25 protein-coding genes are annotated in these 25,312 nt (G+C 60.6%); 16 read left to right on the top strand and 9 right to left on the bottom strand.

Annotated elements, in window-relative coordinates; translation table 11 throughout:
• The first annotated feature begins 32 nt into the window (after window positions 1-32).
• From VE934_RS07645 to VE934_RS07590, 12 genes are all read left to right on the top strand, one after another.
• Window positions 33-710, top strand: coding sequence for a TetR/AcrR family transcriptional regulator (locus VE934_RS07645; protein WP_324885997.1), 678 nt, complete (start codon window positions 33-35; stop codon window positions 708-710).
• 28 nt (window positions 711-738) lie between these two features.
• Window positions 739-2,535: an acyl-CoA dehydrogenase C-terminal domain-containing protein gene (locus tag VE934_RS07640; RefSeq protein ID WP_324885995.1), complete on the top strand. Its 1,797-nt coding sequence runs from the start codon at window positions 739-741 to the stop codon at window positions 2,533-2,535.
• 89 nt (window positions 2,536-2,624) lie between these two features.
• Window positions 2,625-3,008 carry a DUF2147 domain-containing protein gene (locus VE934_RS07635; protein WP_414693826.1) on the top strand — a complete coding sequence of 128 codons (384 nt, stop codon included), beginning with the start codon at window positions 2,625-2,627 and terminating at the stop codon, window positions 3,006-3,008.
• 24 nt (window positions 3,009-3,032) lie between these two features.
• Window positions 3,033-3,905 carry an alpha/beta hydrolase gene (locus VE934_RS07630; protein ID WP_324885993.1) on the top strand — a complete coding sequence of 291 codons (873 nt, stop codon included), beginning with the start codon at window positions 3,033-3,035 and terminating at the stop codon, window positions 3,903-3,905.
• 2 nt (window positions 3,906-3,907) lie between these two features.
• Window positions 3,908-6,322, top strand: a complete 2,415-nt coding sequence (locus VE934_RS07625; protein WP_324885991.1) for a 3-hydroxyacyl-CoA dehydrogenase/enoyl-CoA hydratase family protein — start codon at window positions 3,908-3,910, stop codon at window positions 6,320-6,322.
• A gap of 7 nt (window positions 6,323-6,329) precedes the next feature.
• Window positions 6,330-6,833, top strand: coding sequence for a DUF4442 domain-containing protein (locus tag VE934_RS07620; RefSeq protein ID WP_324885989.1), 504 nt, complete (start codon window positions 6,330-6,332; stop codon window positions 6,831-6,833).
• A 30-nt stretch (window positions 6,834-6,863) separates the two neighbouring features.
• Window positions 6,864-8,063 (top strand): acetyl-CoA C-acyltransferase, encoded by a 1,200-nt coding sequence (locus tag VE934_RS07615; RefSeq protein WP_324885987.1) that lies wholly within the window; start codon window positions 6,864-6,866, stop codon window positions 8,061-8,063.
• A gap of 149 nt (window positions 8,064-8,212) precedes the next feature.
• On the top strand, window positions 8,213-9,112 hold the full coding sequence (locus tag VE934_RS07610; protein ID WP_324885985.1) for an alpha/beta fold hydrolase: 900 nt from the start codon (window positions 8,213-8,215) through the stop codon (window positions 9,110-9,112).
• A gap of 27 nt (window positions 9,113-9,139) precedes the next feature.
• Window positions 9,140-9,967: a thioesterase family protein gene (locus tag VE934_RS07605; protein WP_324885983.1), complete on the top strand. Its 828-nt coding sequence runs from the start codon at window positions 9,140-9,142 to the stop codon at window positions 9,965-9,967.
• A gap of 56 nt (window positions 9,968-10,023) precedes the next feature.
• A complete protein-coding gene (locus VE934_RS07600) occupies window positions 10,024-10,800 on the top strand; it encodes an enoyl-CoA hydratase (protein WP_324885982.1) in 777 nt (258 codons plus the stop codon).
• Window positions 10,801-10,872: 72 nt separating this feature from the next.
• Window positions 10,873-11,712, top strand: coding sequence for an NAD(P)-dependent oxidoreductase (locus tag VE934_RS07595; RefSeq protein ID WP_324885980.1), 840 nt, complete (start codon window positions 10,873-10,875; stop codon window positions 11,710-11,712).
• Between the two features lie 33 nt (window positions 11,713-11,745).
• The gene (locus tag VE934_RS07590) at window positions 11,746-13,146 is read left to right on the top strand and encodes a HAMP domain-containing sensor histidine kinase (protein ID WP_324885978.1); all 1,401 of its coding nucleotides are present in this window, start codon (window positions 11,746-11,748) and stop codon (window positions 13,144-13,146) included.
• Here the strand turns inward: VE934_RS07590 and VE934_RS07585 are convergent.
• The 3 genes from VE934_RS07585 to VE934_RS07575 all read right to left on the bottom strand — a co-directional run bounded on the left by VE934_RS07585 (window position 13,143) and on the right by VE934_RS07575 (window position 15,860).
• The gene (locus tag VE934_RS07585) at window positions 13,143-13,727 is read right to left on the bottom strand and encodes a response regulator transcription factor (RefSeq protein WP_324885976.1); all 585 of its coding nucleotides are present in this window, start codon (window positions 13,725-13,727) and stop codon (window positions 13,143-13,145) included. The two genes, VE934_RS07590 and VE934_RS07585, sit on opposite strands and share 4 nt — an antisense overlap.
• Window positions 13,728-13,875: 148 nt before the next feature.
• Window positions 13,876-15,192 carry a tryptophan--tRNA ligase gene (locus VE934_RS07580; RefSeq protein ID WP_324885974.1) on the bottom strand — a complete coding sequence of 439 codons (1,317 nt, stop codon included), beginning with the start codon at window positions 15,190-15,192 and terminating at the stop codon, window positions 13,876-13,878.
• The gene (locus VE934_RS07575) at window positions 15,192-15,860 is read right to left on the bottom strand and encodes a site-2 protease family protein (RefSeq protein WP_324885972.1); all 669 of its coding nucleotides are present in this window, start codon (window positions 15,858-15,860) and stop codon (window positions 15,192-15,194) included. Before VE934_RS07575 ends, VE934_RS07580 begins: the two co-directional genes overlap by 1 nt.
• A gap of 99 nt (window positions 15,861-15,959) precedes the next feature.
• On the opposite strand from VE934_RS07575, the gene VE934_RS07570 reads away from it, so the two are divergent.
• Complete coding sequence (locus VE934_RS07570; protein ID WP_324885970.1) at window positions 15,960-16,970, top strand: metal-dependent hydrolase; 1,011 nt, start codon at window positions 15,960-15,962, stop codon at window positions 16,968-16,970.
• A 14-nt stretch (window positions 16,971-16,984) separates the two neighbouring features.
• Here the strand turns inward: VE934_RS07570 and VE934_RS07565 are convergent, their stop codons facing one another.
• From VE934_RS07565 to VE934_RS07555, 3 genes are read right to left on the bottom strand one after another with little or no spacing between them, the layout of a single operon-like run.
• Window positions 16,985-17,620 carry an L-threonylcarbamoyladenylate synthase gene (locus tag VE934_RS07565; protein ID WP_324885968.1) on the bottom strand — a complete coding sequence of 212 codons (636 nt, stop codon included), beginning with the start codon at window positions 17,618-17,620 and terminating at the stop codon, window positions 16,985-16,987.
• Between the two features lie 21 nt (window positions 17,621-17,641).
• Complete coding sequence (locus tag VE934_RS07560; protein WP_324885966.1) at window positions 17,642-18,547, bottom strand: DMT family transporter; 906 nt, start codon at window positions 18,545-18,547, stop codon at window positions 17,642-17,644.
• Entirely contained in the window at window positions 18,544-19,404 is an 861-nt protein-coding gene (locus tag VE934_RS07555) for a 3',5'-nucleoside bisphosphate phosphatase (protein ID WP_324885964.1), read from the bottom strand. The genes VE934_RS07560 and VE934_RS07555 overlap by 4 nt, the downstream gene beginning before the upstream one ends.
• A gap of 75 nt (window positions 19,405-19,479) precedes the next feature.
• Here VE934_RS07555 and VE934_RS07550 point away from each other — a divergent pair, with 75 nt between their 5' ends.
• Entirely contained in the window at window positions 19,480-20,151 is a 672-nt protein-coding gene (locus tag VE934_RS07550) for a glutathione S-transferase (protein WP_324885962.1), read from the top strand.
• Window positions 20,152-20,273: 122 nt separating this feature from the next.
• On the opposite strand, the gene VE934_RS07545 is transcribed toward VE934_RS07550, so the two are convergent.
• The 3 genes from VE934_RS07545 to VE934_RS07535 form a co-directional block, all read right to left on the bottom strand.
• Complete coding sequence (locus tag VE934_RS07545) at window positions 20,274-20,402, bottom strand: hypothetical protein (protein WP_324885960.1); 129 nt, start codon at window positions 20,400-20,402, stop codon at window positions 20,274-20,276.
• 224 nt (window positions 20,403-20,626) lie between these two features.
• Window positions 20,627-22,351, bottom strand: a complete 1,725-nt coding sequence (gene recJ / locus VE934_RS07540) for a single-stranded-DNA-specific exonuclease RecJ (RefSeq protein ID WP_324885958.1) — start codon at window positions 22,349-22,351, stop codon at window positions 20,627-20,629.
• Window positions 22,348-23,340: a hypothetical protein gene (locus VE934_RS07535; RefSeq protein WP_324885956.1), complete on the bottom strand. Its 993-nt coding sequence runs from the start codon at window positions 23,338-23,340 to the stop codon at window positions 22,348-22,350. Before VE934_RS07535 ends, recJ begins: the two co-directional genes overlap by 4 nt.
• A 33-nt stretch (window positions 23,341-23,373) precedes the next feature.
• Between VE934_RS07535 and VE934_RS07530 the strand changes: the two genes are divergently transcribed.
• Window positions 23,374-24,630: a lipoprotein-releasing ABC transporter permease subunit gene (locus VE934_RS07530; protein ID WP_324885954.1), complete on the top strand. Its 1,257-nt coding sequence runs from the start codon at window positions 23,374-23,376 to the stop codon at window positions 24,628-24,630.
• Complete coding sequence (gene lolD, locus VE934_RS07525) at window positions 24,623-25,306, top strand: lipoprotein-releasing ABC transporter ATP-binding protein LolD (RefSeq protein ID WP_324885952.1); 684 nt, start codon at window positions 24,623-24,625, stop codon at window positions 25,304-25,306. The genes VE934_RS07530 and lolD overlap by 8 nt, the downstream gene beginning before the upstream one ends.
• The last annotated feature ends 6 nt before the right edge of the window (window positions 25,307-25,312 follow it).

Below are 25,312 nucleotides of genomic sequence, written 5' to 3'. Positions count from 1 at the left end.
TAGAACGATCGTTCGTTTTTGTGGTCCATTCCATGTCCGTCACCGACCTCCCTGTCAAGACAGCCCGCCCCGGCATGCAAAAGGGGCAACAAACCAAGGCCGCCATCGTGGATGCCGCCTTGGGGCTGGCTACCCAGATCGGGCTGGAGGGCCTGAGTATAGGAGCGCTCGCCGAGGTCATGCGCATGAGCAAATCGGGCGTTTTTGCCCATTTCGGCTCGCGTGAAGAGCTGCAGATTTCCGTGATTCGCGAGTATTTCACCCGATTTGAGGAAGAGGTGTTTTACCCTGCACTCAAGGAGCCCAAAGGTTTGCCGCGTGTCCAGGCCCTGTTTGGCAACTGGATGAAACGCGTGGCGATCGAGCTGCAGTCGGGCTGCATTTTTATCAGCGGCGCGGTGGAGTTTGATGACCGGCCGGGCCCGGTGCGTGACGCACTTGCCACCTCCGTGCAGACCTGGCTGGCCGCCCTGTACCGCGCGGTGGTGTTGGCCAAGCAGGCTGGCCATTTGGATGCCGATGCCGACGAGCGCCAGATTGCCTTTGAAATCCACGGCCTGATCCTGGCGCTGCATTACGAAGCCCGTTTTCTCAAAACCCCCGGATCGCTGGACCGCACCTTGCGTGCTTTCCAGAGCATTCTGGCCCGGTACGGCAGCGAAGCCGCAAAAACGCTGCCTCCACCCGTCATTCCTTCATCTTCACTTTAATTTTTTCGCTTTTCTAAAGGACACCACCATGCCCCAATACGCTCCCCCCCTGCGCGACATGCAATTTGTCATGCACGAAGTGCTCAATGTCACGGATGAGCTCAAGGCCTGCCCTCCGCATGCCGAGATCGACGTGGACACCATCAACGCGGTGCTGGAAGAAGCTGGCAAATTTGCCGCCGAGGTGACTTTTCCGCTGAATGTCAGTGGTGATCAGGAAGGCTGCAAGCTGGACACCAAGACCCACGAAGTGACCACGCCCAAAGGCTTCAAGGAAGCCTATGCCAAGTACGTTGAAGGCGGTTGGCCTGCGCTGAGTGGTGACCCGGAGTACGGCGGCCAGGGCCTGCCGCTGGTGGTGAACCAGTGCTTCTATGAAATGCTCAACAGCGCCAACCAGGCCTGGACCATGTACCCCGGCCTCACCCACGGCGCGCATGCTGCGCTGCACGCCCACGGCACCGATGAGCAAAAGCAGACCTATCTGCGCAAGATGACCAGCGGCGAGTGGACCGGCACCATGTGCCTGACCGAGCCGCATTGCGGCACCGACCTGGGCCTGATGCGCACCAAGGCTGAACCGCAGCCCGACGGCACTTACAAGATCACCGGCAACAAAATCTTTATCAGTGCCGGTGAGCACGACATGACGGACAACATCGTGCATCTGGTGCTGGCCCGCATCACCGATGCGCCTCCCGGCATCAAGGGCGTGAGCCTGTTTATCGTCCCCAAGTTTCTGGTCAACAAGGACGGCACTCTGGGTGAGCGCAACGGCATTTACTGTGGCGGCCTGGAGCACAAGATGGGCATCCACGGCAACTCCACAGCACAGATCGTCATCGACGGCGCCATCGGCACGCTAGTGGGTCAGCCCAACAAGGGCATGCAGGGCATGTTTGTGATGATGAATGCCGCGCGCCTGGGCGTGGGCAACCAGTCGCTTGGCCTGACCGAAGTGGCTTATCAGAACGCCCTGGCCTATGCCAAGGATCGGATTCAGATGCGCTCGCTCTCCGGCCCCAAGGCCAAAGATAAACCTGCCGACCCGATCATCGTGCACCCTGACGTGCGCAAGATGCTGCTCACCGCCAAGGCCTATGCAGAAGGCGGCAGGGCGCTGCAGATTTATTGCGCCGTGCTGCTGGACAAGGAGCACAGCCATCCCGACGAGAAAGTCCGCAAGGACAGCGGCGAAATGTTGTCGCTGCTCACACCCATCGTCAAAGCTTTCCTTACTGACAACGGCCACATCTCCACCAACGCCTGTATGCAGGTCTTCGGCGGCCATGGCTTCATCAAGGAGTGGGGCATGGAGCAGTTTGTGCGCGACAACCGCATCAACATGATTTACGAAGGCACCAACACCATCCAGTCGCTGGACCTGCTGGGCCGCAAGGTGCTGAGCAACAACGGCGCCACGCTCAAAAAGCTGGGCAAGATGATTGGCACCCTGGTAGCAGAAGAAGGCGTCAACGAAAAGATGGCCGAGTTCATCAACCCGATCGCAATCCTGGGCGACCAGATGACCAAGTTCACGACCGAGATCGGTTTCAAGGGTTTCCAGAATCCTGATGAAGTGGGCGCCGCAGCGGTTGACTATCTGCGCGTTGCAGGCCACCTGGTATTTGGTTACTTCTGGGCGCGCATGGCGCAAGTGGCACTGCGTGAAATTGCTGCTGGCAACACAGACAAGTTCTACCAGGGCAAGCTGCAGACCGCGCGCTTTTATTTCGCCAAGCTTTTCCCTGAGACCGCAACGCTGATGCGCACCGCGCGCAGCGGCAGCAAGGTTCTGATGGAAACAGACGACGCACTGGTTTGATGGAGGACATTCATATGAAAATATCCAAGCTTGCCCTTATTCAACGGTCATTGTTTGCTATTGGTTTGGTAGCAACATGCCTTCCGGCGATGGCCCAGGTGACACCCGTGGGACTGTGGCGAAACGCCGACGACAAGACCGGTGAAGTGCGGGCAGAGATTCGCATTGTGGAGACTGCCGGTGTGCTCAGCGGAAAAATCGAGAAACGCCTGGGCAAGGATGTCAGGCCGGATGACACCTGCGACAAATGCAGCGATGACCGCAAGGACAAGCCCATCCTCGGGCTTGAAATCATCCGCGGTGGACAGAAAGCCGAAGGCAGGGACGTGTGGGAAAGCGGCAAAATTCTGGACCCCGAGAACGGCCGCAACTACACCTTGCGCATGACGCCCATTGAGGGCGGCAAAAAGCTTGAAATCCGTGGCTCGATCGGCCCCTTTGGCCGGACCCAGACCTGGACGCGTGTGCAATGAAGGCCGCAACGCGGGGAGCAAGTCATGGGTGAAGCCATTACCAGCGCCCTGCGCTTCGGAGCTGGCGGCACCCCCACGGCCCGCCGGTGGTATGGGCACCAGCTGATCAAGAAGCCTTTCTTTGGCCGTTTCATGAAGCCCTGGCGTTGGCCCGCGGATGTCCCGCAAGAGGGATGGGAGCGTGTGCAGATCGCCAGCCGCAGCACAAGCCAGTTGGCAACCATCGTGGCGCGCACGCCGCTCAGGCCGCGCGGCGTCGTTGTCTGTGCCCACCCCATGGGCTTTACGTGCAAAGGCTTCTGGCTGCGGCACGGCCATGCGCAGGCCTTGCTGGACGCTGGCTTTCACGTAGTGGCCTTTGACTTCAATGGCTTCGGTGAAAGCCCCTCGACCAATTTTGATTTTCCCGGTGACGCACTGTCGGTGGGTCTGTGGGCGCGTCAAACTTTTCCTGGTTTGCCGGTGCATGCGTTGACCGCCTCATTTGGTGCCATCAACACACTCAGCGCGATTGCTGAAACAAATTTCCCCTTTGACAAGGTGGTGGCCGAGGGCTGCCCGCCCACCTTGCCTGACTTCTGGAAAGCCTACCCCTTTGCCCATGCGGTTCTCAACATTGGCAAACGCGTGAATCCGCAGAGCGAGCTGAAGCTGCGGCCGGTTCATCACCTGGCCAGCATGCAGGACGTAGATGTGCTGCTGATCCATAGCCACGGCGACCGGTTGACGCCCGTTCCGTTTGGCGATGCCTTGCAGCAGGCCGCTGCAAAACCGGAGCGCATTCAGCGCCTGGTGCTGGAGCGTGCCGACCATACCCACGGCATGCGCGACGAACCGCAGCGCTACTGGAGCGCCGTGCTCGAATTTTTCAATCAAAAATCCCCAGGAAGGGTTTAACCATGTCCCGTTTTCAAGTTAAAAAAGTTGCCGTGCTCGGTGCCGGCGTGATGGGCGCGCAGATTGCTGCCCATCTGGTCAACCTCAAGGTGCCTGTGGTCCTGTTCGACCTGCCAGCCAAAGAGGGCCCCAAAAACGGCATCGTCATCAAGGCGATTGAGGGGCTGAAAAAGCTCAAGCCCGCACCGCTTGGTGTCCCAGAAGACGCAGCACTGATCCAGCAGGCCAACTACGAAGAACACATGGATGTTCTGAAAGAATGCGACCTGATCATTGAGGCCATTGCCGAGCGCATGGACTGGAAGACCGACCTGTATCACAAGATCGCGCCCTTCATCGCAGACGGCGCCATTGTTGCCAGCAACACATCGGGCTTGTCGATCACCAAGCTCAGCGAGGCTTTGCCTGAGTCCATCAAGCCACGTTTTTGCGGCATCCACTTTTTCAACCCACCGCGCTACATGACGCTGGTCGAGCTGATCAACACCCCGACCACTGAGCCGAAAGTGCTCGACGATCTGGAAGCCTTTGTGACCAGCGGCCTGGGCAAAGGTGTGATTCGCGCGCACGACACACCCAACTTCATCGCCAACCGCGTCGGCATTGCCGGCATGCTGGCCACCATCAAAGAGGCTGAAAACTTTGGTCTGAGCTACGACGTGGTTGATGACCTGACAGGCAAAAAGCTGGGTCGCGCCAGCTCGGGTACCTTCCGCACCGCCGACGTGGTCGGCCTGGACACCATGGCGCATGTCATCAAGACGCTGCAGGACAATCTGGGCGAAGGCAAGACGCCAGACCCGTTTGAAAGCATGTACGGCACGCCGCCTGTGCTGGCGAAGTTGCTGGAATCGAAAAGCCTGGGTCAAAAAACCGGCGCAGGCTTCTACAAAAAAGTGGGCCGCGACATCATGCGTCTGGACCCCGAAAGCATGGAGTACGTTGCAGGCGGCGCCAAGGCCAATGAGGTCGTGGGTCGCATGCTGAAAAAACCTGCGGGCGAGCGCTTGAAGTTGCTGCGCGAGGCCGAAGGTGCCGAGCCGCGTTTCCTGTGGGCCATCTTGCGTGACCAGTTCCACTACGCTGCTGTGCACCTGGCCAGCATTGCTGACACCGCGCGCGACATTGACTTTGCCATGCGCTGGGGCTTTGGCGCCAAGCAGGGTCCGTTTGAACTCTGGCAGGAGGCCGGCTGGATGGAGGTGGCGAACTGGATCAAGGAAGACATTGATTCAGGCAAGGCCATCAGCAAGGCACCGCTGCCTGATTGGGTCTTCAAGGGCCCGGTGGCGGACGCCGGTGGTGTGCACACGGCCGAAGGTTCGTGGAGCGCCTCTGCCAAAAAATTCATCGCGCGTCGCGAGTTGCCTGTTTACCAGCGTCAGTTCTTCCCCGAGAACGTGCTGGGCGCCAAGGCGCCTGCCTTTGAAACCGCAGGCACCACGCTGCATGAAGACGACGCGATTCGCCTCTGGACGCTGGACGGTGAACAGGGTGATGTTGTCATCGCCAGCATCAAAACCAAGATGCATGCCATCAGCCCGGACGTGGCTGAAGGTCTGGCCATGGGTGTGGACCTGGCGGAAAAAAGCTACAAGGGCATGGTCATCTGGTCGAATGATGAAATGTTCTCCGCAGGTGCGGACCTGCAGGCCATGCTGCCCGCCTTCATGATGGGCGGCGCCAAGGCCATTGAAGGTGCCGAGGCCGAACTGCAAAACGTCATGCTCAAGTTGCGTTACGCCTCTGTGCCTGTGGTGTCGGCCATTCGTGGCCTGGCACTCGGTGGTGGCTGCGAAATGGCGGTCTATTCAACCAAACGCGTGGCCGCGATGGAAAGTTACATCGGTCTGGTGGAAGTCGGCGTGGGCCTGGTGCCCGGTGCTGGCGGCCTGGCCTACATTGCACGCCGCGCCGCGGAAAACGCAGCCGCATCGACCAACAAGGACGTGCTGCCTTTCCTGACCGAGGGCTTCACAGCTGCGGCCATGGCCAAGGTCGGCACCAGCGCGATTGAAAGCCGCAAGATTGGTTACCTGCTGGACAGCGACGTGATCGTGCCTCACAAGGACGAGTTGCTGTTTGTGGCACTGAACGAAGCACGCGCGCTGTTCAACTCAGGTTACCGTGCCCCACATAAACGGCCTTTCCCGGTGGTGGGCCGCAGCGGTCTGGCCACCATCAAGGGCCAGTTGGTCAATATGCGCGACGGTGGTTTTATCAGCGCACACGACTTCCACATCGCCAGCCTGATCGCCAACGTGGTGTGCGGCGGCGATGTGGATGCCGGCTCGCTGGTGACCGAAGAGTATTTGATGACGCTGGAACGCAAGGCTTTCTGTTCATTGCTGGAGCACCCAAAAACTCAGGAGCGGATCATGGGAATGATGTCTACCGGCAAGCCCGTCCGTAACTGAGCACCCCATGGAGCACACACCCAATCGCCTGGAGCGGCAACTGGAACGGCTCTCTGAAGTGCCTGCCTTTGCGCGTCCCTGGTTTCGCAGTGTGGTGCTGCGCCGCGCTGTGCCTTTTACCGGCACCGCTGGTCTCGACTTTTTGCAGATGACCCGCCATCAGGTGGAAATTGGCATCAAGAACGGGAAGAAGGTGCAAAACCACATTGGCGGTGTGCATGCGTCGGCCATGAACTTGTTGGCAGAAACTGCAACCGGCATGGTGGTGGGCATGAATGTGCGCGACGACTGCATCCCGCTGGCCAAGGAGTTGAAGATGGCGTTCAAGAAACGCGCCACCGGTTCACTGCGGGCCGTGGCGACCTTGAGCGATGAACAACGCGCGGCCATGCAGGCTACCGACAAGGGTGAAGTCAATGTGGCGGTCACTGTGACTGACGAGGCCGGTGTGAACCCGGTCGAGTGTGAATTTGTATGGGCATGGATTCCATCCGGCCCGCGGAAAACCTGAAGTAATAACGGAAGAAACAAGGAAAACATCATGGCCAAACAAGTCCAGGAAGCCTACATCGTTGCCGCCACGCGCACGCCCATCGGGCGCTCGCATCGGGGCTTTTTCCGCAACACCCGTCCCGACGAGTTGCTGGTGCACGCCCTGCAGGCGGCTCTTGCGCAGGTGCCGTCGCTGGATCCCAAAGCGATTGAAGACATCATTTGCGGATGCGCCATTCCAGAAGGCCCACAGGGTTTGAACATTGCGCGTATCGGCGCTGTGCTGGCCGGTTTGCCAACCAGCGTGGGTGGCATCACCGTCAACCGGTTCTGCGCTTCTGGCCTGTCCGCGATCCAGATGGCGGCCGACCGCATCCGCGTCGGTGAAGCTGATGTGATGATTGCGGCTGGTACCGAAAGCATGAGCATGGTGCCCATGTCGGGCAACTCGCCTTCGCTGTCCCCCGCCATGTTTGGTAACGACGAGAACATCGGCATTGCCTATGGCATGGGCCTGACGGCCGAGAAAGTGGCGCAGCAGTGGAAGGTTTCGCGCGATCCGCAAGACCAGTTTGCACTGGAATCGCACCAAAAGGCCATGAAGGCACAGAAGGACGGCGAGTTCACGGCCGAGATCACGCCGGTTGAAGTCACCGACCGTTCGCCTGACCTCGAAAGCGGCGAAGTTATTGCCAAAACCCGTACGGTGAGCCTGGACGAAGGTCCACGCCCCGATACTTCGGTTGAAGGTTTGGGCAAACTCAAAACCGTGTTCGCCGCGCGCGGCTCGGTCACGGCCGGCAACAGCTCACAGACGTCTGACGGCGCAGGCGCGTTGATTCTGGCGAGCGAGAAGGCTGTGAAAGAGTTTGGCTTGAAGCCGCTGGCGCGTTTTGTCAGCTATGCAGCCAAAGGCGTTCCGCCGCACATCATGGGCATTGGCCCCATCGAAGCGATTCCCGCGGCGCTGCGTTATGCAGGCCTGAAGCAGGACGACATCGACTGGTATGAACTCAACGAAGCGTTTGCCGCGCAGTCGCTGGCTGTCATCAACACCCTGGGCCTGAACGCCGCAAAAGTGAACCCGATGGGCGGCGCAATCGCGTTGGGTCATCCACTGGGCGCGACGGGTGCGATTCGCGCCGCGACGGTGATCCATGCGCTGCAACGGCATCAGTTGAAGTACGGCATGGTGACGATGTGTGTGGGGATGGGGCAGGGCGCCGCCGGCATCTTCGAACGCGTTTAGGGCTACTGCGCGGGCGCATTGCGTCGTTGCAGCCCAAAGAAAATCCTCACGACCCTTGAGGTCGCTCCGGTTTTCTTCGGGCACCCGCGCCTCGCACTGCATCCCGCTCGCTACGCCCTAGTGGCAACGATAGTTTTTTGGAGACAGACATGCAAAAGCAGATTCTCACGTCCGGTTCTTCGCAACTCTCGCTGCGGGTGTACGACACGCCAACGCCAGCACGTGCCAGTGTAGTCATAGGCGGCGCCATGGGCGTACGGCAGGACTACTACGCGCCGTTTGCCGAGTGGCTTTCGGGGCAGGGCTTTCGCGTCACCACCTTTGACTACCGCGGTTCGGGCGACTCCCTGCCCGACACCGCTGATGGCGGCTTGCGTGGCTTTCAGGCGGATCTGATGGATTGGGCCAGCGATTACGAGGCTGTGGTGGACAGCGCCAAGGCTGCTTTGCCGCAGGCACCCCTGTATCTGCTGGGGCACAGTCTGGGGGCGCAATTGCCCGGTTTTTTGAAAAACCAGAGCAAGGTCGATGGTTTGCTCAGTGTGGCGGCGGGCAGCGGCTATTGGCGCGACAACGCGCCGCAGCTCAAACGCATGGTGCTGTACTTCTGGTATGTGCTGGTGCCCGTGGCGACGCGCCTGTTCGGTTACTTTCCAGGGCGCAAGCTCAAGAAGGTAGGCGATGTGCCTGCGGGCGTGATGATGCAGTGGCGCAAATGGTGTCTGGACCCGCAGTACAGCGTGGGTGCGGAGGGCGACAGCGCACGGCGCAGCTACGGTGGGGTGACCTTTCCCGTCCTCGCCCTCTCCATAACGGACGACGAGTTGATGACCTGGCGCGGCACCCAAAATCTCATCAACCTGTATGTCAACGCGCCGCGCGTTTTTGAACGTATTTCTCCCAAAGACCTGGCGGTCAAACGCATCGGGCATTTCGGGTTCTTTCGCGAGCAGTTTGCGCAAACCCTGTGGCCACGCACCGCACAAAGCCTGGAGCGCATGGGCCTGCCAGCGTTGATGCCGGACGCCGTCGCCAGCATGACTGTCTGAAGCGGCCGTCTGCCAGATACTGTCAGCATGAGCCTTCACCCCTTTGACGCAGCGGTCTGCCTGTCGCCCTCTGCGGGTGAGCCTGGCCTGTACACCGGGGCCAGCAGCCCGGATTACTGGAACATGGTGGGCCCCTTTGGCGGCACCACCGCGGCCACCGCCATCCAGGCTGTGATGCAGCACCCCGCGAGGCTGGGCGAGCCGATTGCATTGACCGTTAACTACGCCAGTGCCCTGCAGGCAGGCGCGTTTTCGGTGCAGGCCACGCCCGTTCGCACCAACCGATCCACCCAGCACTGGACGATTTCACTGTCTCAAACCGATTCGGCAGGTATGGACAGTGTCGCGATGACAGCGACGGTGGTCACGGCGGTACGCCGCGAGACCTGGAGTGTCAACGACACCCCCATGCCCGTGGTGGGGCCGCCTGATCACGCAGTGCGCTTTTCATTTCCCGGCGGTGTTGAATGGATCAAGCGTTACGACATCCGGCCGTTGTCCGGACTGATCCCGAATGTCTGGGACGGCGGCGGGGAGGATAGCTTGAGCCTCCTCTGGGTTCGTGACTATCCTGCGCGCCCGCTCGACTTTGCTTCCCTCTCGGCCATGTCCGATATTTTTTTCCCGCGTGTGTGGCTGCGTCGCGCTACCCACGTGCCGGTAGGCACGGTGTCCATGACGGTGCACTTTCATGCGGACAGCACGCAACTGGCTGAGTGTGGCGACGGGTTTTTGCTGGGCCAGGCGCGCGCGCAGGCTTTTCGAAACGGCTTTTTTGACCAGACGGCGCAGCTGTGGAGTGAGGACGGAACCTTACTTGTCACAACCAGCCAGATCGTTTACTACAAAGAGTGAGCCGCCCATTCGCCGGCGCCTCAGTACATTTAACAACCCATAACTCCGGACTCCTCATGAGCGATTCAACCCAAGACATCCTGGCCCACACCGAAAATAATGTGATGACCATTACGCTGAACCGCGTGGAAAAGAAAAACTCCATCACTTCGACCATGTACGCAGCCATGGCCGACGCGCTGGAGGCAGCCAGTGCCGACGCAGCCGTACGCGCGGTTGTCATTCAGGGCCATGAAAGCATTTTTTCGGCCGGCAATGACATCGGTGACTTTCTCAATGCGCCGCCTGCCGCAGCAGATGCGCCGGTCTTCCGTTTTCTGCGCGGTATCAGCAGCTTTCCCAAGCCTCTGCTGGCTGCCGTATGCGGACCGGCGGTTGGCATTGGCACCACCATGCTGCTGCACTGCGATCTCGTCTACGCAGGCGACAACGCCGCGTTCTCGCTCCCGTTCGTGAACCTGGGCTTGTGCCCCGAAGCCGGTTCGAGCCTGCTGGTGCCGCAGCTGATGGGCAACGCGCGCGCGGCCGAGGCGTTGCTGCTCGGCGAGCCTTTCACAGCCGAGTCGGCGCTGGAGATGGGGCTGATCAATCGCATCGTGCCGCCGCTTGAGGCCAACGCACTGGCGCAACGGCAAGCGCAAAAGCTCGCCGCCAAACCGCTCAGCGCGCTGGTGGAAACCAAGCGCCTGCTGAAAAAAAGCCAGGCCGGCGCGGTTGCCGAGCGTATCGCCGAGGAGGCAGTCAGTTTCGGCCGCATGCTGAGGGAGCCCGCAGCGCGCGAGGCCTTCAGTGCCTTCATGGAGAAACGCAAGCCTGATTTCACGCAGGTTTGATGAACAAAATAGCAGTTTTCCCAGCAATGACGGCGATAGTGCGCTATCAAATCAATAGTATCTGGATGTCTCATGACTTCTGATTCATCGCTCAGGGGTAAAACCCTTTTCATCACCGGCGCGTCACGGGGCATCGGGCTGGCCATCGCGACCCGTGCGGCCGCAGACGGCGCCAATGTGGTGATCCTGGCCAAGACGACGGACCCGAACCCGAAACTGCCCGGCACGATTTACAGCGCTGCCGAGGCGGTCAGGGCTGCTGGCGGTCAGGCCTTGCCACTGGCGGTTGATATCCGTGAAGAAGAAGCGGTGCACGCTGCCGTCGCCAGGGCGGTGGAAACTTTTGGCGGCATTGACATCCTGATCAACAATGCCAGCGCCATCAGCTTGACGAATACTGAGCAGACGCCCATGAAGCGCTACGACCTGATGAACGGCATCAATGCGCGCGGCACTTATCTGTGCACGCAGGCTTGTCTGGCAGAACTGAAAAAGTCAGCCCAGGCCGGGCGCAACCCGCATGTGCTCAACATGTCCCCACCTTTGAGCATGAAGCAGCACTGGTTTGAAAACCACACCGCCTACACCATGGCCAAATACGGCATGAGCATGTGCACGCTGGGTCATTCAGGCGAATTCAAAAAATACGGTATCGCCGTCAACAGTTTGTGGCCACGTACCGCAATTGCGACCGCTGCCCTGCAGATGATTCCGGGTGTGGACTTGAAGCTCTGCCGCAAGCCGGAAATCCTTTCCGATGCCGCGTGGTTCGTGCTGACCAGTGCAAGCTCGAACACGGGAAGTTTCTATATCGATGACGAATTGCTTGCCGCCCACGGTGTGAGTGATCTGGAAAGATACTCTGTGACACCCGGAAACAAAAACTTCATCCCGGACTTCTTTGTGGACTGAAGGTGATGCAGGGAGCGGCGCTAAACTGCACTGATGCATCCGGGCTCGCAGTCTTACCCTGACCTCAGCATCCTCCCGCAGCGGACCCCGGCAGCGCGAGACGAGTGGGTAGAGGCCCGCCTGATGCGTCACTTCATGCGCAATGGCCGCTCAGCCCTGCATGCGGTCTCGACGGTGATTCCCATTTTTGTCGCCATCCTGTGGGGGGATGTCGATCACGTTGCGCTGGCCTGCTGGGCCCTGGCTGCCGTGATGATCACGGCAGCCCGCTACCGGGTCATTCATCTCTATTTTCGTGAGTACAGCGGCGCCGGGGGCGCACAGCTGCGGGCCTTTATGTCGCGCTACCACTGGACCTGGACGGTTAGCGCCGTGATCTGGGGCTCGTCGATGTTTGTCTTCTTCCGCAAGGCCCCCCTTGATGACCAGTTTCTCTGCGTCATCACCCTGGCCGGAATGGCCGGGTTTGCAGTGGGCGCGTTTTCCGCGTCGCTGCGCTGCTTTTTTGACTACATCAACGGGTTGGCGTTAAGCATGCTTGCCGCAGTTGCGTACACCGTGATCGTGGACACACCGTTGATTCAGGGAACGACAGTCAGCCTTGTTGGTCTGGTGCTGATTTATTGGGTGGCCATACGGTCGGCTGGTGAACGCTTTCATAGGGTCCAGCGGTCCAATCTGGAATTGCAGTTTTCAAATGCCACGCTGATTGAGTCCCTGACAGAAAAAACTCGTGCCGCGGTGCGTGCGGTGGAAACCAAGAACCGGTTTGTAGCCAGTGCGGCGCATGACCTGCGCCAGCCTGTTCATGCACTGGGCCTGTATGCCGACTGGTTGCAGGCTGAGCCCGAGCTGGTGGTGGAGATCACGCCCAAAATTGTGCAGTCCACCAGGGCGGTCAATGAGTTGTTCAATTCTCTGTTCGACCTTGCCAAGCTGGACTCCAGCACCATCGAGCTGGATTGGCAGCAAGTTGACCTACCCACGCTGCTGACAGAGCTGGAGCTGGAGTACGCGCCGCTTGCGCGCGAGAAAGGACTGGCTTTGCGCACACGGCTCGTGCCGGCGGAGGTTAAATCAGACCGGGTGCTGCTCAAGCGCCTGTTGGGTAATCTGCTGTCCAATGCCATCCGCCATACCCGGGAGGGCGGCGTGCTGCTCGCCGTGCGTCATGGGGCTGATGGGCCTTGCATCGAGGTTTGGGATACCGGTGTTGGCATTGCGCCAGAAGAGCACGAGGCAATCTTTCAGGAGTTTTACCGCGTGCCTCACCATAACGGGACAGAGGAAGGGTTTGGGCTGGGTCTTGCGATTGTTTCGCGCCTGTGCGAGGCGCTGCAGCATCGTCTGAGCATCCGTTCGCGTGTGGAAAAGGGAACAGTGTTCCGGCTGGATTTCCCGATCGCCCTTGCGGCTCCAGGCTTGGATGCTTAGAGCAGTCCGTGGGTGCGCGCCAGGTGGCTGGCTTGTGAACGGCTTTTCACATTCAGGCGGCGAAACAGCCTCCACAAGTGCACCTTGACGGTGTGCTCGCTGATCTGCAGTTCGGCGGCAATGTCGCGATTGCTCATCCCCCTGTCCAGCATCCCCAGCAATTGCTTCTGGCGTTTGGACAGTTTTTCAGGCTCGGTCACGCTCTCGGGGTCGGCACTGTCGTCCATGAAGGTTTTCAGTACCTTGGTGATTTCTGTCGCGCCGGCGGATTTTTCAATATAGGTGTCGGCGCCGGCCTCCATGGCCAGTTCACGGTAGTCCTGCGCGGGTGCGGCGGACAGCACCACAATGGGCACTTCCGGGTACTGCTGGCGCAATTCGCGCACGCCTGACACGCCATGTGTGTCGGGCAGCTTCAGATCCAGACAGATGAAGTCCGGAATGCCATGTTGCGTCACGGCAGGGGCAACAGCCGCAAGTCTGTCGAGCTCGGTGACACTGGCTGAACTGTTCACGCGGCGAATCAACATCACCACGGCTTCGCGCATCAATGGATGGTCATCAACGACAAAAATACGCATTGGCTTGGGATCGGGACGTCATGCCCCGGTAATTTAAATGGAGAAAATCCAAGCATACCCCGGCAACGTCCGGTTGGCGAGGGTGCTGCAAGGGCAAACCCGGCCATTTTCAGGCCGTTTCCCGGTTGCAGGTCTTCCGGCCGGGGGTTTATGCCCTGCTGGCGACGAGTGCCTGCAAGGCGGTGTGTATTTCTTCGCTGCCCACGTCCTCCAGTGTTGCCAGCTTGGCCTCCACCGACGGCAGGGCGGCAGCGCCCTGTGTTTGCAACAGGGCAATGGCCTGGGCGGCGTCCTTCGGCGAGTCAAAACCCCGGCTTTGCAGCAGCATGCGGCCCTGAACATCCACCAGCTTGAAGTGAAATTTGCCGTCTGCCTCGCGGTATTGCTTGAAGCTCGGGAGCGCCACTTTGGCCGCCTTCCCAATCGATGTTGCTGCTGTGACCCCCAGGCCGCGCAAGCCCACGGCGTGCCGCAGCTCGCGCATAAAGGGCGTGGCCAGTTGCCGGGCCTTTTCAGCGCCAGTTTGCAAAATCGCTTCGATCTTTGCGGGGTTGCTGATCAGGGACTGGTAACGCTCGCGCATGGGCGCGACTTCACGGTCAATCCGCTCAAACAGCAGCTGTTTGGCCTCCCCCCAGGCAATGCCATCAACATAGGCTCGACGCAGGGCGGCCGTTTCGTCTTCGCTGGCAAAGGCCTGGTAAATCTGAAACAGCGCCGAGCCTTCCGCCTCTTTGGATTCGCCCGGCGCGCGCGAATCGGTCACGATGCCGTTGATGAGTTTTTTAAGCTGATCGCGTGGCGAAAAGAGCGGGATGGTGTTGTCGTAGCTCTTGCTCATCTTGCGGCCGTCAGTGCCCGGCAGCAGAGCGACCGATTCTTCAATCAGCGCTTGTGGCAGAACAAAGTGCTCGCCGTACAGGTGGTTGAATCGCTGCGCCATGTCGCGCGCCATCTCGATGTGCTGGATCTGGTCACGCCCGACAGGCACCTGGTGCGCCTTGAACATCAGGATGTCGGCGCCCATGAGAACGGGGTACATGAACAAGCCGGCGCTCACATCGGCATCGGGGTCGCTGCCCGCTGCCGTGTTTTTGTCGACCGAAGCCTTGTAGGCATGGGCACGGTTGAGCACGCCCTTGGCCGTCACGCAGGTGAGTAGCCAGGTGAGTTCAGGGATTTCAGGGACATCGGACTGGCGATAGAACGTCACGCGGTCCGGATCCAGGCCGGCGGCCAGCCAGCTGGCGGCAATTTCAAGCGTGGAGCGCTGAATACGCGCCGGCTCGTCGCATTTGATCAGCGCGTGGTAGTCCGCCAGGAAATAGAAGCTCTCGGCGCCTACCCCCGTGCTGGCCGCTACGGATGGGCGGATCGAGCCGACATAGTTGCCCAGATGGGGCGTGCCGGTGGTGGTAATGCCAGTGAGAAAGCGGGTAGGGGCGGCGGTTGGTTTGGTTGTCATCATTGCACCAGCATCGCAAAGGGAGCGAGCACGATTTCGAGAAAAGCGTAGGTTACGGTCATGAGGGGTTTCATCCAGAATTCGGTGATGACACGGGAAATAACCAGTGCCATCACGATAAAAAAGCCCCAGGGCTCTATACGCGAGAAGGGTACGGCCAGTCGATAGGGCAGCAGCCCGACCATGATGCGTCCGCCGTCCAGCGGTGGTAGCGGAAAGAGGTTGAATACAAACATCACCACATTCACCAGTATTCCGGCCTGGCACATCTTGACGAAAAAGGGTTCAGTGACATCAACCCCCTTGAGCAGGTAGAACCCAATGGCCCACATCAATGCCTGGATCAGGTTGGCGCCCGGGCCGGCCAGTGCAACCCAGATCATGTCTCGTTTGGGGTTGCGCAAGTTGCCAAACTGCACCGGCACCGGCTTTGCATATCCAAATAGGAAGGCGCCCGAAGTGGCGATATACAGCAGCAAGGGCATGGCGATGGTGCCCAGCGGATCAATGTGTTTAACGGGGTTCAGCGTGACGCGGCCCAGTGTCCAGGCGGTGTTGTCACCAAAGTAGCGCGCTACGTAGCCGTGGGCCGCTTCATGCACGGTGATTGCAAACAGCACCGGCAGCGCATAGATGGCGACTGTTTGAATCAGATTGGCAATGTCCATGCACTGATTGTCTCAGACGCCCGCCCGTACAAGCGCTGCGGGCCCGGGTGAAAGCCCCCACAGCCGCGCCCGGTACCGTGCTTGTCTAAAGTACGGCCCATGGATTCTCTGTCTCAACTTGCCCTGGGCGCCGCTGTCGGTGTTGCCGTGATGGGCCGTCGTACGGCGGTGTGGAAATCGGCCCTGTGGGGCGGCGTGGCTGGCACGCTGCCCGATCTGGATGTGCTGATTGACCACGGTGATGCGATTGCCAACATGGTGCTGCACCGGGCAGAAAGCCATTCACCGTTCTGGCTGACGCTGGTGTCGCTGCCGCTGGCCGTTGGCGTGGCGCGCCTGCATGGCCAGCTGGCGCTTTGGCGCCGCTGGTGGCTGGCCGTGTGGCTGGCACTGGTGACGCACCCGCTGCTGGACGCAATGACGGTGTATGGCACACAACTGGGCTTGCCGTTTACCAGCTACCCCTATGGCGTGGGCAGTGTTTTTATTGTGGACCCGCTGTACACCCTGCCGCTTCTGGTGGGCGCGGGCTGGGCGCTTGCAGGCCGGGGCAGCAGCCGTGGCCTGCGCGCCAACGGGATCGGGCTGGTGCTGAGTTGCGCCTACCTGGCGTGGAGCGTGTTGGCGCAGGCCCAAGCCACCCGAGTGGCCAAGCAGGCCCTTGCGGTACGCGGCATTACTGCGCAGCAGCTGTTGGTCACTCCCGCGCCCTTTAATACCTTGTTGTGGCGTGTGGTGGCTGTGGATGGTGAACACTATTACGAAGGCTTTTATTCCTTGCTGGATGCGGTGCCAGACGTAGGTTTGGATCGCTTTCCGCGCGGTACTGCGCTGGCCGGTGAGTTGGCTGGCACCTCGCAGGTGCAGCGGCTGCGCGTCTTTACCAAGGGTTTTTACAAGCTTCGCGAAGAGGCCGGGCAGGTTTTTATCACCGACCTGCGCATGGGCCAGGAGCCGCGCTACATCTTTGATTTCGCGGTAGCCCAGCGGCACAGTGAGCTGAAGACGCTGCAGCCGCCCGTGCAGCTGGGTGCGCGCCCTGATATTGCCCGCGGGTTGCCGTGGCTGTGGCGGCGCATGTGGGGCGAGGTATTGCCACCGCCACGTTGAGTGCCCCAGGCCTTTTAAAGTCCCAGGCGCTCCAGCCCGCCGCGCCCCTGCCGCACCACCACCGGCTCGCCGCCGTCACCCATGGGCGTCAGGTCGATCACGGTGGTCGGCTCGTCGGGGCAGGCGCCGGCGTCAATCACGGCTGCCAGTTCGTGCTCGTACCGGTCCCGGATGTCGTGGGCGTCATGGATGGCCTCTAGCTCCCCCGGCGGAATCAGGGTCGTGGCCAGCAGGGGGGCGCCGTGCAACTCCAGCAAGGACTGCAGTGTTTTGTGCGCAGGTACCCGGAGACCGATGGTTTTGCGTGACGGATGGCTCAGACGGCGCGGCACTTCCTTGCTGGCTTCCAGAATGAAGGTGTAGGGTCCGGGCGTGGCGGCCTTGATCAGGCGAAATTGCTTGTTGTCCACCCGTGCGTAGTTGGACAGCTCGCTCAGGTCGCGGCACAGCAGGGTCAGGTGGTGTTTGTCGTCCACACCGCGTATACGGCGCAAGTTGTCTGCTGCGGCTTTGTCGTCCAGGTGGCAGACCAGCGCATAGCTGGAGTCGGTGGGTACGGCCACAATCGCGCCGCGCGTCAGCAGCGCCACGGCTTGTTTGAGCAAGCGGGTCTGCGGGTTTTCGGGGTGAATTTCAAAAAACTGTGCCATGGCGGATTGTCTCGAAGAAGGTCAGGATTCTGCAGGTCGGACGTCGATTTGAGCCAGGGCGCGGCTTTCGCGGGCCGTCAGCCATGCCCCGGCCGCACCGCAGACGGCAATCATCAGCATGCCTGCGGTGGACCAGCCATCGGGTACGTGTGAAAAAATCAACCACCCGCCGAGCGCCGCAAACGCAATTTGCGCGTAGAGGTAAGGCGTCAGCGTAGCCGCCGGTGCCCTTTGGTAGGCCAGAATAAACATGAAGTGGCCCAGAGTGGCCGCGACGCCCATCAGTGTCAGCCAGCCCCATAACGACCAGGATGGCAGCGATGTCCAGACGAAGGGCAGCGCGAGTGATGCGAGCAAGGTGCCAACCCAGCCCGTGTACAGCTGCATGGTGATCGGGTCTTCGGTGCGCGCCAGTTTGCTGGTGAGCACCTGAAACCCGGAGTTACTCACCACCATGCCCAGCGGCAGCAGCATCGGCCAGTCAAAGTTTTCACCCCCGGGGCGGATGATGATCAGGGTGCCAATAAAACCGCCCACCACCAGCGACCACCGCAGCCCTGACACTTTTTCACCCAGCGTGGTGGCGGCCAGCAGCGTGACGGCCAGCGGCACGATGGCCCCGATGGCGGTGAACTCGGCTACCGACATGTAGGTGAGGCTGAGAAACGCCAGCAGGCTGCTGGTGAGCAGCAGCACGCCGCGCAGGCACTGAAACTTCGGGTGGGCTGTGCGCAGCACACGCAGCCCGCGCGCGGGCAACACAACGGCAGTGGTCACTACAGCCTGAAAAAAATAGCGAAACCACAAGGCCATCAACAAGGGCACGCCGGCACTTACAAATTTGGTGGTGGTGTCCAGCACGGCAAAACAGGCGACGGCGGCGATGACCAGCGCAATGCCCGCCAGGGCTGAAGGCTTGGGGCTCACTGGATGCGATCTTCCAGAAGCTCCCAGACGGGCGTGAGGTTGCCGGGCAAAAAGGGCAGGGTGCCCAGGTCGGTATGGCTTTCATCCGGGCTGTGAAAGTCGCTGCCACGGGAAGCCGCCAAACCAAACTCCTTGGCGGTCTCGGCGTATTTCACGTACTCCTGCACGGTGTGGCTACCGGTCACCACCTCGACGGCTTGCCCGCCATGCGACTTGAATTCAGTGAACAGCGCGTACTCTTCATTGGGCGTGAATTTGTATCGCGCAGGGTGGGCAATCACCGCGATACCTTTGGCGCTGGTGATCCATTGCACCGCATCACGCAAGCTCGCCCAGCGGTGCGGCACGTAGCCGGGTTTGCCTTCCGTCAGGTATTTTCGAAACACCTCGGAGGTTTCCTTGCAAACGCCCGTCTCCACCAAAAAGCGGGCAAAGTGCGTTCGCGAAATCAGCTCCGGGTTGCCCACAAATTTGAGGGCGCCTTCGTAAGCGCCCTTGATGCCCACCTGCGCCAGACCAGCCGACATTTCCATCGCGCGCTCGCCGCGGCCGCCGCGGGTATTGCGCAAGCCCTGCTGCATGTCCGCGTCATCGGGGTCAAAACCGAGCCCGACGATGTGGACAGTTTCGTTGGCGAAGGTGACGGATATTTCAGTGCCCGTGAGGTAGTGCAGGCCTTGCGCCCTGGCCGCCGCTGCCGCACGGTGCTGGCCGCTGATTTCGTCATGGTCGGTCAGGGCCCAGAGTTCAACCCCGTTGGTTTTGGCCCGTTCTGCCAGGGCTTCAGGGCTCAAGGTTCCGTCAGATACAACCGAGTGGCAGTGCAGATCGGCGTTCAGAATGTTTTTTGGAGTCACTGGCCCATTTTAGGCGCTATGGCTTGGGCCTATCATGGCAGACTCGCCTGTTGTACCCACCCACAAGGTCTTTCCATGATCACAGTCCACCACCTCAACAACTCGCGTTCGCAACGTGTTTTATGGTTGCTCGAAGAGTTGGGGCTGCCTTATGAAATCATCCGCTACGAGCGCGACCCCAAGACCATGCTTGCACCTGCGTCTTTGCGGGCTGTGCACCCGCTGGGCAAGTCACCGGTGATCACCGATGGGGATCTCACGCTGGCCGAGTCGGGCGCCATCATCGATTATTTGATTGACCGCTATGGGGCCGGGCGCATGGCTCCGCCGGCCGGAACACCTGCGCGGTTGCGCTACACCTACTGGTTGCACTACGCCGAAGGCTCAGCCATGTCGCCGCTGCTGTTGCAACTGGTGTTTAACAAGATCGAAACAGCGCCCATGCCCTACTTTATCAAGCCGATCGCAAAAGGCATCAGCAGCAAAGTAAAAAGCAGTTTTATTGAGCCGCAGATCCGCCAGCATCTGGATTATCTGGAGGGCGAACTGGGCAAGAGCGAATGGTTTGCGGGCAATGAATTCACCGGCGCGGACATCCAGCTCAGTTTTGTGGTCGAAGCTGCAGAGGCGCGTGGCGGACTGGATACCAGCCGGCCGAAACTGATGGCCTACCTCAAGCGCATCCACGCCAGGCCTGCGTACAAACGCGCCATCAAGCGTGGCGGTGAGTACTCGCTACTCAGTTAAATAGTGGTTGTTTGGGCCATGCGCCCAGGAAGGGTGGGCGTAGGCAGCTATTAATTTTATAGCAAAAAGGGCGCTAATCCTGCGACCGCGCCCCTTTATCAAACGTGTGGAAACGCTTGGAATCAACGAAAGCCGAAGTAAGACAGGATGAACCCGATGATGACAACCAGGCCGACGATGTAAATGATGGTGTTCATGTTTTCCTCTGGGATGTTGTTGGACGCGCCGGTATGACCGCCTTCTGAACCCATATCATTAAACAGTTCGCATCCCGGCGCTGTAGGCAGGGGCGTTTTCAACCGTCGGACAAAGGCTAGTACTGCAGCCCGAAAGTAGCGGAACAAATGAAAGCGATGGATTCGTGCCCCGGGCAAGGCGCAATCCGCAGCAAAGGCTGTGCGCCTTCGCAAGGGTTGCAACTCCGCGATGGGTGCGTAGACGCGCTTTCATGTTTCGATATTTTCGGGCCGCACTACTAGAGCTCAGCTGCTTCAACCAGAAAGCGCACCCGCTTCACGCCCTGCCACTCATCCGCATCCAGGCGAAAGGCCAGCTTCACCCGCGCCGGCAGAGATTCGGAGCGGCCAAACCAGATGCCGTCGACTGGCTGGCCTTGATGTTTGAGTTTGAGAGCCAGGTGTTTTTCGCCGACAAGGCGTTGTGACACCACTTCCACTTCCTCGCTGAAGGTGGGGGCTGCGAAGCCCTGACCCCACACCTCCTTGTGCAGCGTGTCCACCAGATCAGCGCGCCGGTATTCCGGCGGCAAGGGGCCGTCCGTGTCCAGGCGCCGCGTCAAGGTGGCGGCGTCCAGCCACTCATGGGCCACTTGTTGCAGCGCATGTTCAAAAACGTCGAAATGCTCCTCGGCAATCGTGCAGCCTGCTGCCATGGCGTGACCGCCAAAGCGCAGCAGCACGCCGGGGTGACGCTTGGCGACCAGGTCCAGCGCATCGCGCAGGTGAAAGCCGGCAATGGATCGGCCCGAACCCTTGAGTTCATGCTCTTTGCCGGGCGCCTGGCTGGCTGCAAACACAAAGGTTGGGCGGTGCAGCTTGTCCTTGATGCGGGATGCCACGATGCCGACCACACCTTCGTGAAAGTCGGGATCAAAAATGGCAATGGCCGGCGGCGGCTCTTCATCCTCGTCAATCATCGCGTCGGCGGCGTATTGCGCCTGCTCACGCATGTCGGCTTCAATGGTGCGCCTCTCGCGGTTGATACCGTCCAGCGTTTTGGCCAGTTCGTCGGCACGGCCGGGGTCGTCGGTCAGCAGGCATTCAATGCCCAGAGTCATGTCGCTGAGCCGGCCAGCAGCATTGATGCGCGGGCCAAGCGCAAAACCGAAATCAAAACTGGTCGCCATCGCTGCATTTCTGCCGGCGGCGGTGAACAGGCCCGCCAGCCCGGCGGGCAGGGCGCCGCTGCGTATGCGCCTGAGCCCCTGAGCCACGAGGCGGCGGTTGTTGGCGTCCAGCTTCACGACGTCTGCCACGGTGCCGAGTGCGACCAGCGGTAACAAAACGTCGAGCTTTGGTTGTGTGGCCGCATCAAAGATGCCACGGGCGCGCAGCTCGGCACGCAGCGCAAGCAACACATAAAACATGACGCCGACACCAGCGATCGATTTACTTTCAAAGGTGCAGCCTGGCTGGTTCGGGTTGACGATGACGTCGGCCTCCGGGACAACAACCTGCCCGTCACGCAAAGCTGGCAAGTGGTGGTCGGTCACCAACACCTGCATGCCCAGTGCGCGGGCGCGGGCCACGCCTTCCATGCTGGCGATGCCGTTGTCTACCGTCACCAGCAGGTCGGCACCCGTGGCTTTGACCCGTTCGGAAATCGACGCGGTCAGGCCATAACCGTCCACGACGCGGTCCGGCACGATATAGCTGACCTGGGTTGCACCGAGCAGGCGCAGGCCGCGCAGGGCTACCGCGCAGGCGGTGGCGCCGTCGCAGTCATAGTCGGCCACCACACAAATTTTTAGTTGCGCGGCAATCGCATCAGCCAGCAGCACTGCGGCCTGTGCGCAGCCCTTCATGGATGCGGGCGGCAGCAGCCTGGCCAGACCGTCGTCCAGTTCATCGGGCGACAGGACGCCGCGCGCTGCAAACAGTTGAGCCAACAAGGGGTGAACGCCGGCCTGTGTCAGCGCCCATACACTGCGCGGCGGCGCTTCGCGTACTATCAATTTCATAGCTGCTCCAGCACGGAAACAAAGGGCGGCTGGCCAAAAAGTCTTGTAAATGTGGTGAGAATGCCGGTTTTAGACGTCTCAAAGGTGCTGGCGTTGCGCTCCCCGCACAAGCTCAGGCGCACGGTTTCGCCGCTCTGCTGCAGCGCCAGCAAGCGGGCCCCTTCGCTGGCATCCAGCGCCGCCCAGGCTTCTGCGTAGGCAGCCCAGTCGTCATTGAAGGCTGCGTGCGCAAGCGTGCGCGGCGCCGTCAGCTCTGGCTGCAGTTGCGCGGGCGAGAAGTTGTCAGGCAGCGCGCCGCTGTCGCTGATCCAGAAAGAGTTAACGCCGCGCTGGCCTCTGGCACTGCGGGCGTCATTGACGGGATGGGTATACAGCAACATTTGCATTTCGTTTTGCAACAGCCGGGTGGCGCGGCCAGCGACGCCTCCCGGCAGCCATGGATCTACATTGCGTCCAAGGACGCGATCCAGCGAGGCGGCGGGGAGGGTACGAAACACCTCGCCTTCGGCCAGCCAACGTGTGGGCTGGGCGTAGTGCAAGGTAATGCCATAGGTTTCGAAATAGGGCTGCATGGCTGCCAGGAGGACCCGCGAGTCGCCTTCCTGAAGGTCCAGCGCAGCAGGGTCTGTCATGGTTGCGTGCTCGCGCCCCATGGCCCAGTGGCAGGGCGTGATGTGAGCCCACGCTTTGGCGCCTGGAGAGCCACCGGTTTGCAGGTGGCGCCATGCTGCCCAGGGGATCAGCCCGTCTGCAGCGTCCAGACCCAGCGCCTTGGCTTGCACCCTCTCGTGCGGTGTGGACAGTGAGTGCTCTTCCCCACGATCGTTGTCCATCAGTTTCATGCCCTGCAGCAATTTGCCGAAATGGCGGAAGGTGGCGGGCGGGAGGGCCTTGATGGCGGGAAGCCAGTTTTCGGATGTACAGGCTGCAAAAGGCAGCACGAGATGGTGTTTTGGCGGAGGCGGGTGAAGAGGCAGGGGGGAAGGCATGGGGCTATTGTCCGGGATGCCACAATTGCTGCCATGCAAATCCCCTATGAATTAGTTTTGGGCTGGCGCTACACCCGCGCGGGACGAACCACCCGGCGCAACGGCTTCATCTCGTTTATCTCCGGCGTCTCCATGCTGGGCATCGCGCTGGGCGTGGCGGCGCTGATCATTGTGCTCAGCGTGATGAACGGCTTCCAGAAAGAGGTGCGCGACCGCATGCTGGGCGTGATCTCCCACATTGAAGTTTTTGCACCGAATGGCGCAGCGCTGCCAGATGTGCAAAAAACCCTCTCGGAGATCAAACAGCACCCGCAGGTGCTGGGCGCGGCCAGCTTTATTGCGGCGCAGGCCTTGCTCGCGCGTGGCGAAGACATGAAGGGCACCATCGTCCGCGGCATTGACCCTGCGCTCGAGGGCCAGGTGACCGATCTGGCGGTGGACCTGAAAAACACGGCCTTGCCGCGCCTGGTGCCTGGCCAATTTGGTGTGGTGCTGGGCGGCGAACTGGCGCGGTCGCTGGGCGTGCGTGAAGGCGACAACGTGACGCTGATTGCGCCCAGCGGCCAGGTGACTCCCGCCGGTGTGGTGCCGCGTCTGAAGCAGATGACCGTGGTGGGTAGCTTTGACTCGGGCCATTTTGAATATGACTCGGCGCTGGTGCTGTTGCATCAGGACGATGCAGCGCGCATTTTCCGGCTGGAAGGCCCGACCGGCATACGCATCAAACTTAAAGACCTGCATCAGGCGCGTGAAGTGGCGTTTGATCTGTCCAGAAGCCTGAGTGGTGATTTGCTGATCCGCGACTGGACCCGCCAGAACAAAACCTGGTTTGCCGCCGTGCAGCTGGAAAAACGCATGATGTTCATCATCCTCACGCTGATTGTTGCGGTGGCGGCTTTTAACCTGGTCAGCACGCTGGTGATGACGGTGACCGACAAGCGCGCCGACATCGCCATCTTGCGCACCCTGGGCGCCAGCCCGAAAAGCATCATGGGCATTTTCATGGTGCAGGGCGCGATGGTGGGTGTGATTGGAACGCTGTCTGGCTTGCTGCTGGGCCTGGGCATCGCGCTCAACATCGACGTGCTTGTTCCCGCCCTGGAGCAACTGCTGAACGCCAACTTTTTGCCCAAAGACATTTACCTGATCAGCCGCATGCCGAGCGATCCGCAATACGCCGACATCATGCCGATTGCGGTCATCGCGCTGGTCCTGGCCTTTTTGGCAACCATTTACCCCAGCTGGCGCGCCAGCCAGGTCAACCCCGCAGAGGCTCTGAGATATGAGTGAAGTTGTATTGAGTGCCCAGGGCCTGACCAAGCGCTTTCATGAAGGCCCGATTGATCTGACCGTGCTGCACGGGGTGGACCTGCAGGTGTTTGCCGGCGAAACGCTGGCCATTGTTGGTGCTTCCGGCTCCGGCAAAAGTACCCTGCTCCACTTGATGGGCGGGCTGGACGCGCCCACCAGCGGCCAGGTTGAGCTCAAGGGAAAAACCTTGTCCACCTTGTCAGCTGCCGAGCAGGGCCATCTGCGCAATGAACACCTTGGCTTCGTCTACCAGTTTCACCACCTGCTGCCGGAGTTCAGCGCGCTGGACAACGTGGCCATGCCGCTCTGGATCCGGCGTGAGGACCGTCAGAAAGCGGCGCAGGTGGCGACAAAAATGCTGGCCGCCGTGGGCCTGGACGACCGCATTCACCACCGTCCCGCAGAATTGTCAGGCGGCGAGCGTCAACGTGTGGCCATTGCCCGCGCACTGGTCACGCAACCCGCCTGCGTGCTGGCTGATGAACCTACGGGCAATCTGGACCGCAGCACGGCCGACGGCGTGTTTGAGCTGATGCTGCAACTGGCGCGTGATTTCGGCACGGCGTTTGTGATGGTCACCCATGACGAAACCCTGGCCGCCCGATGCGGCAGGCGGTTCCGGCTGGTTTCGGGACGCCTGTCTGAGTGGCGCTAGCTTCAG

Origin of the sequence: Polaromonas sp., from assembly GCF_035638815.1 — a bacterium.
Classification (GTDB): Bacteria; Pseudomonadota; Gammaproteobacteria; order Burkholderiales; family Burkholderiaceae_C; genus Polaromonas.
Note: the sequence above shows the minus strand (reverse complement) of the source record. Positions and strands in the feature narration are given on the sequence as shown.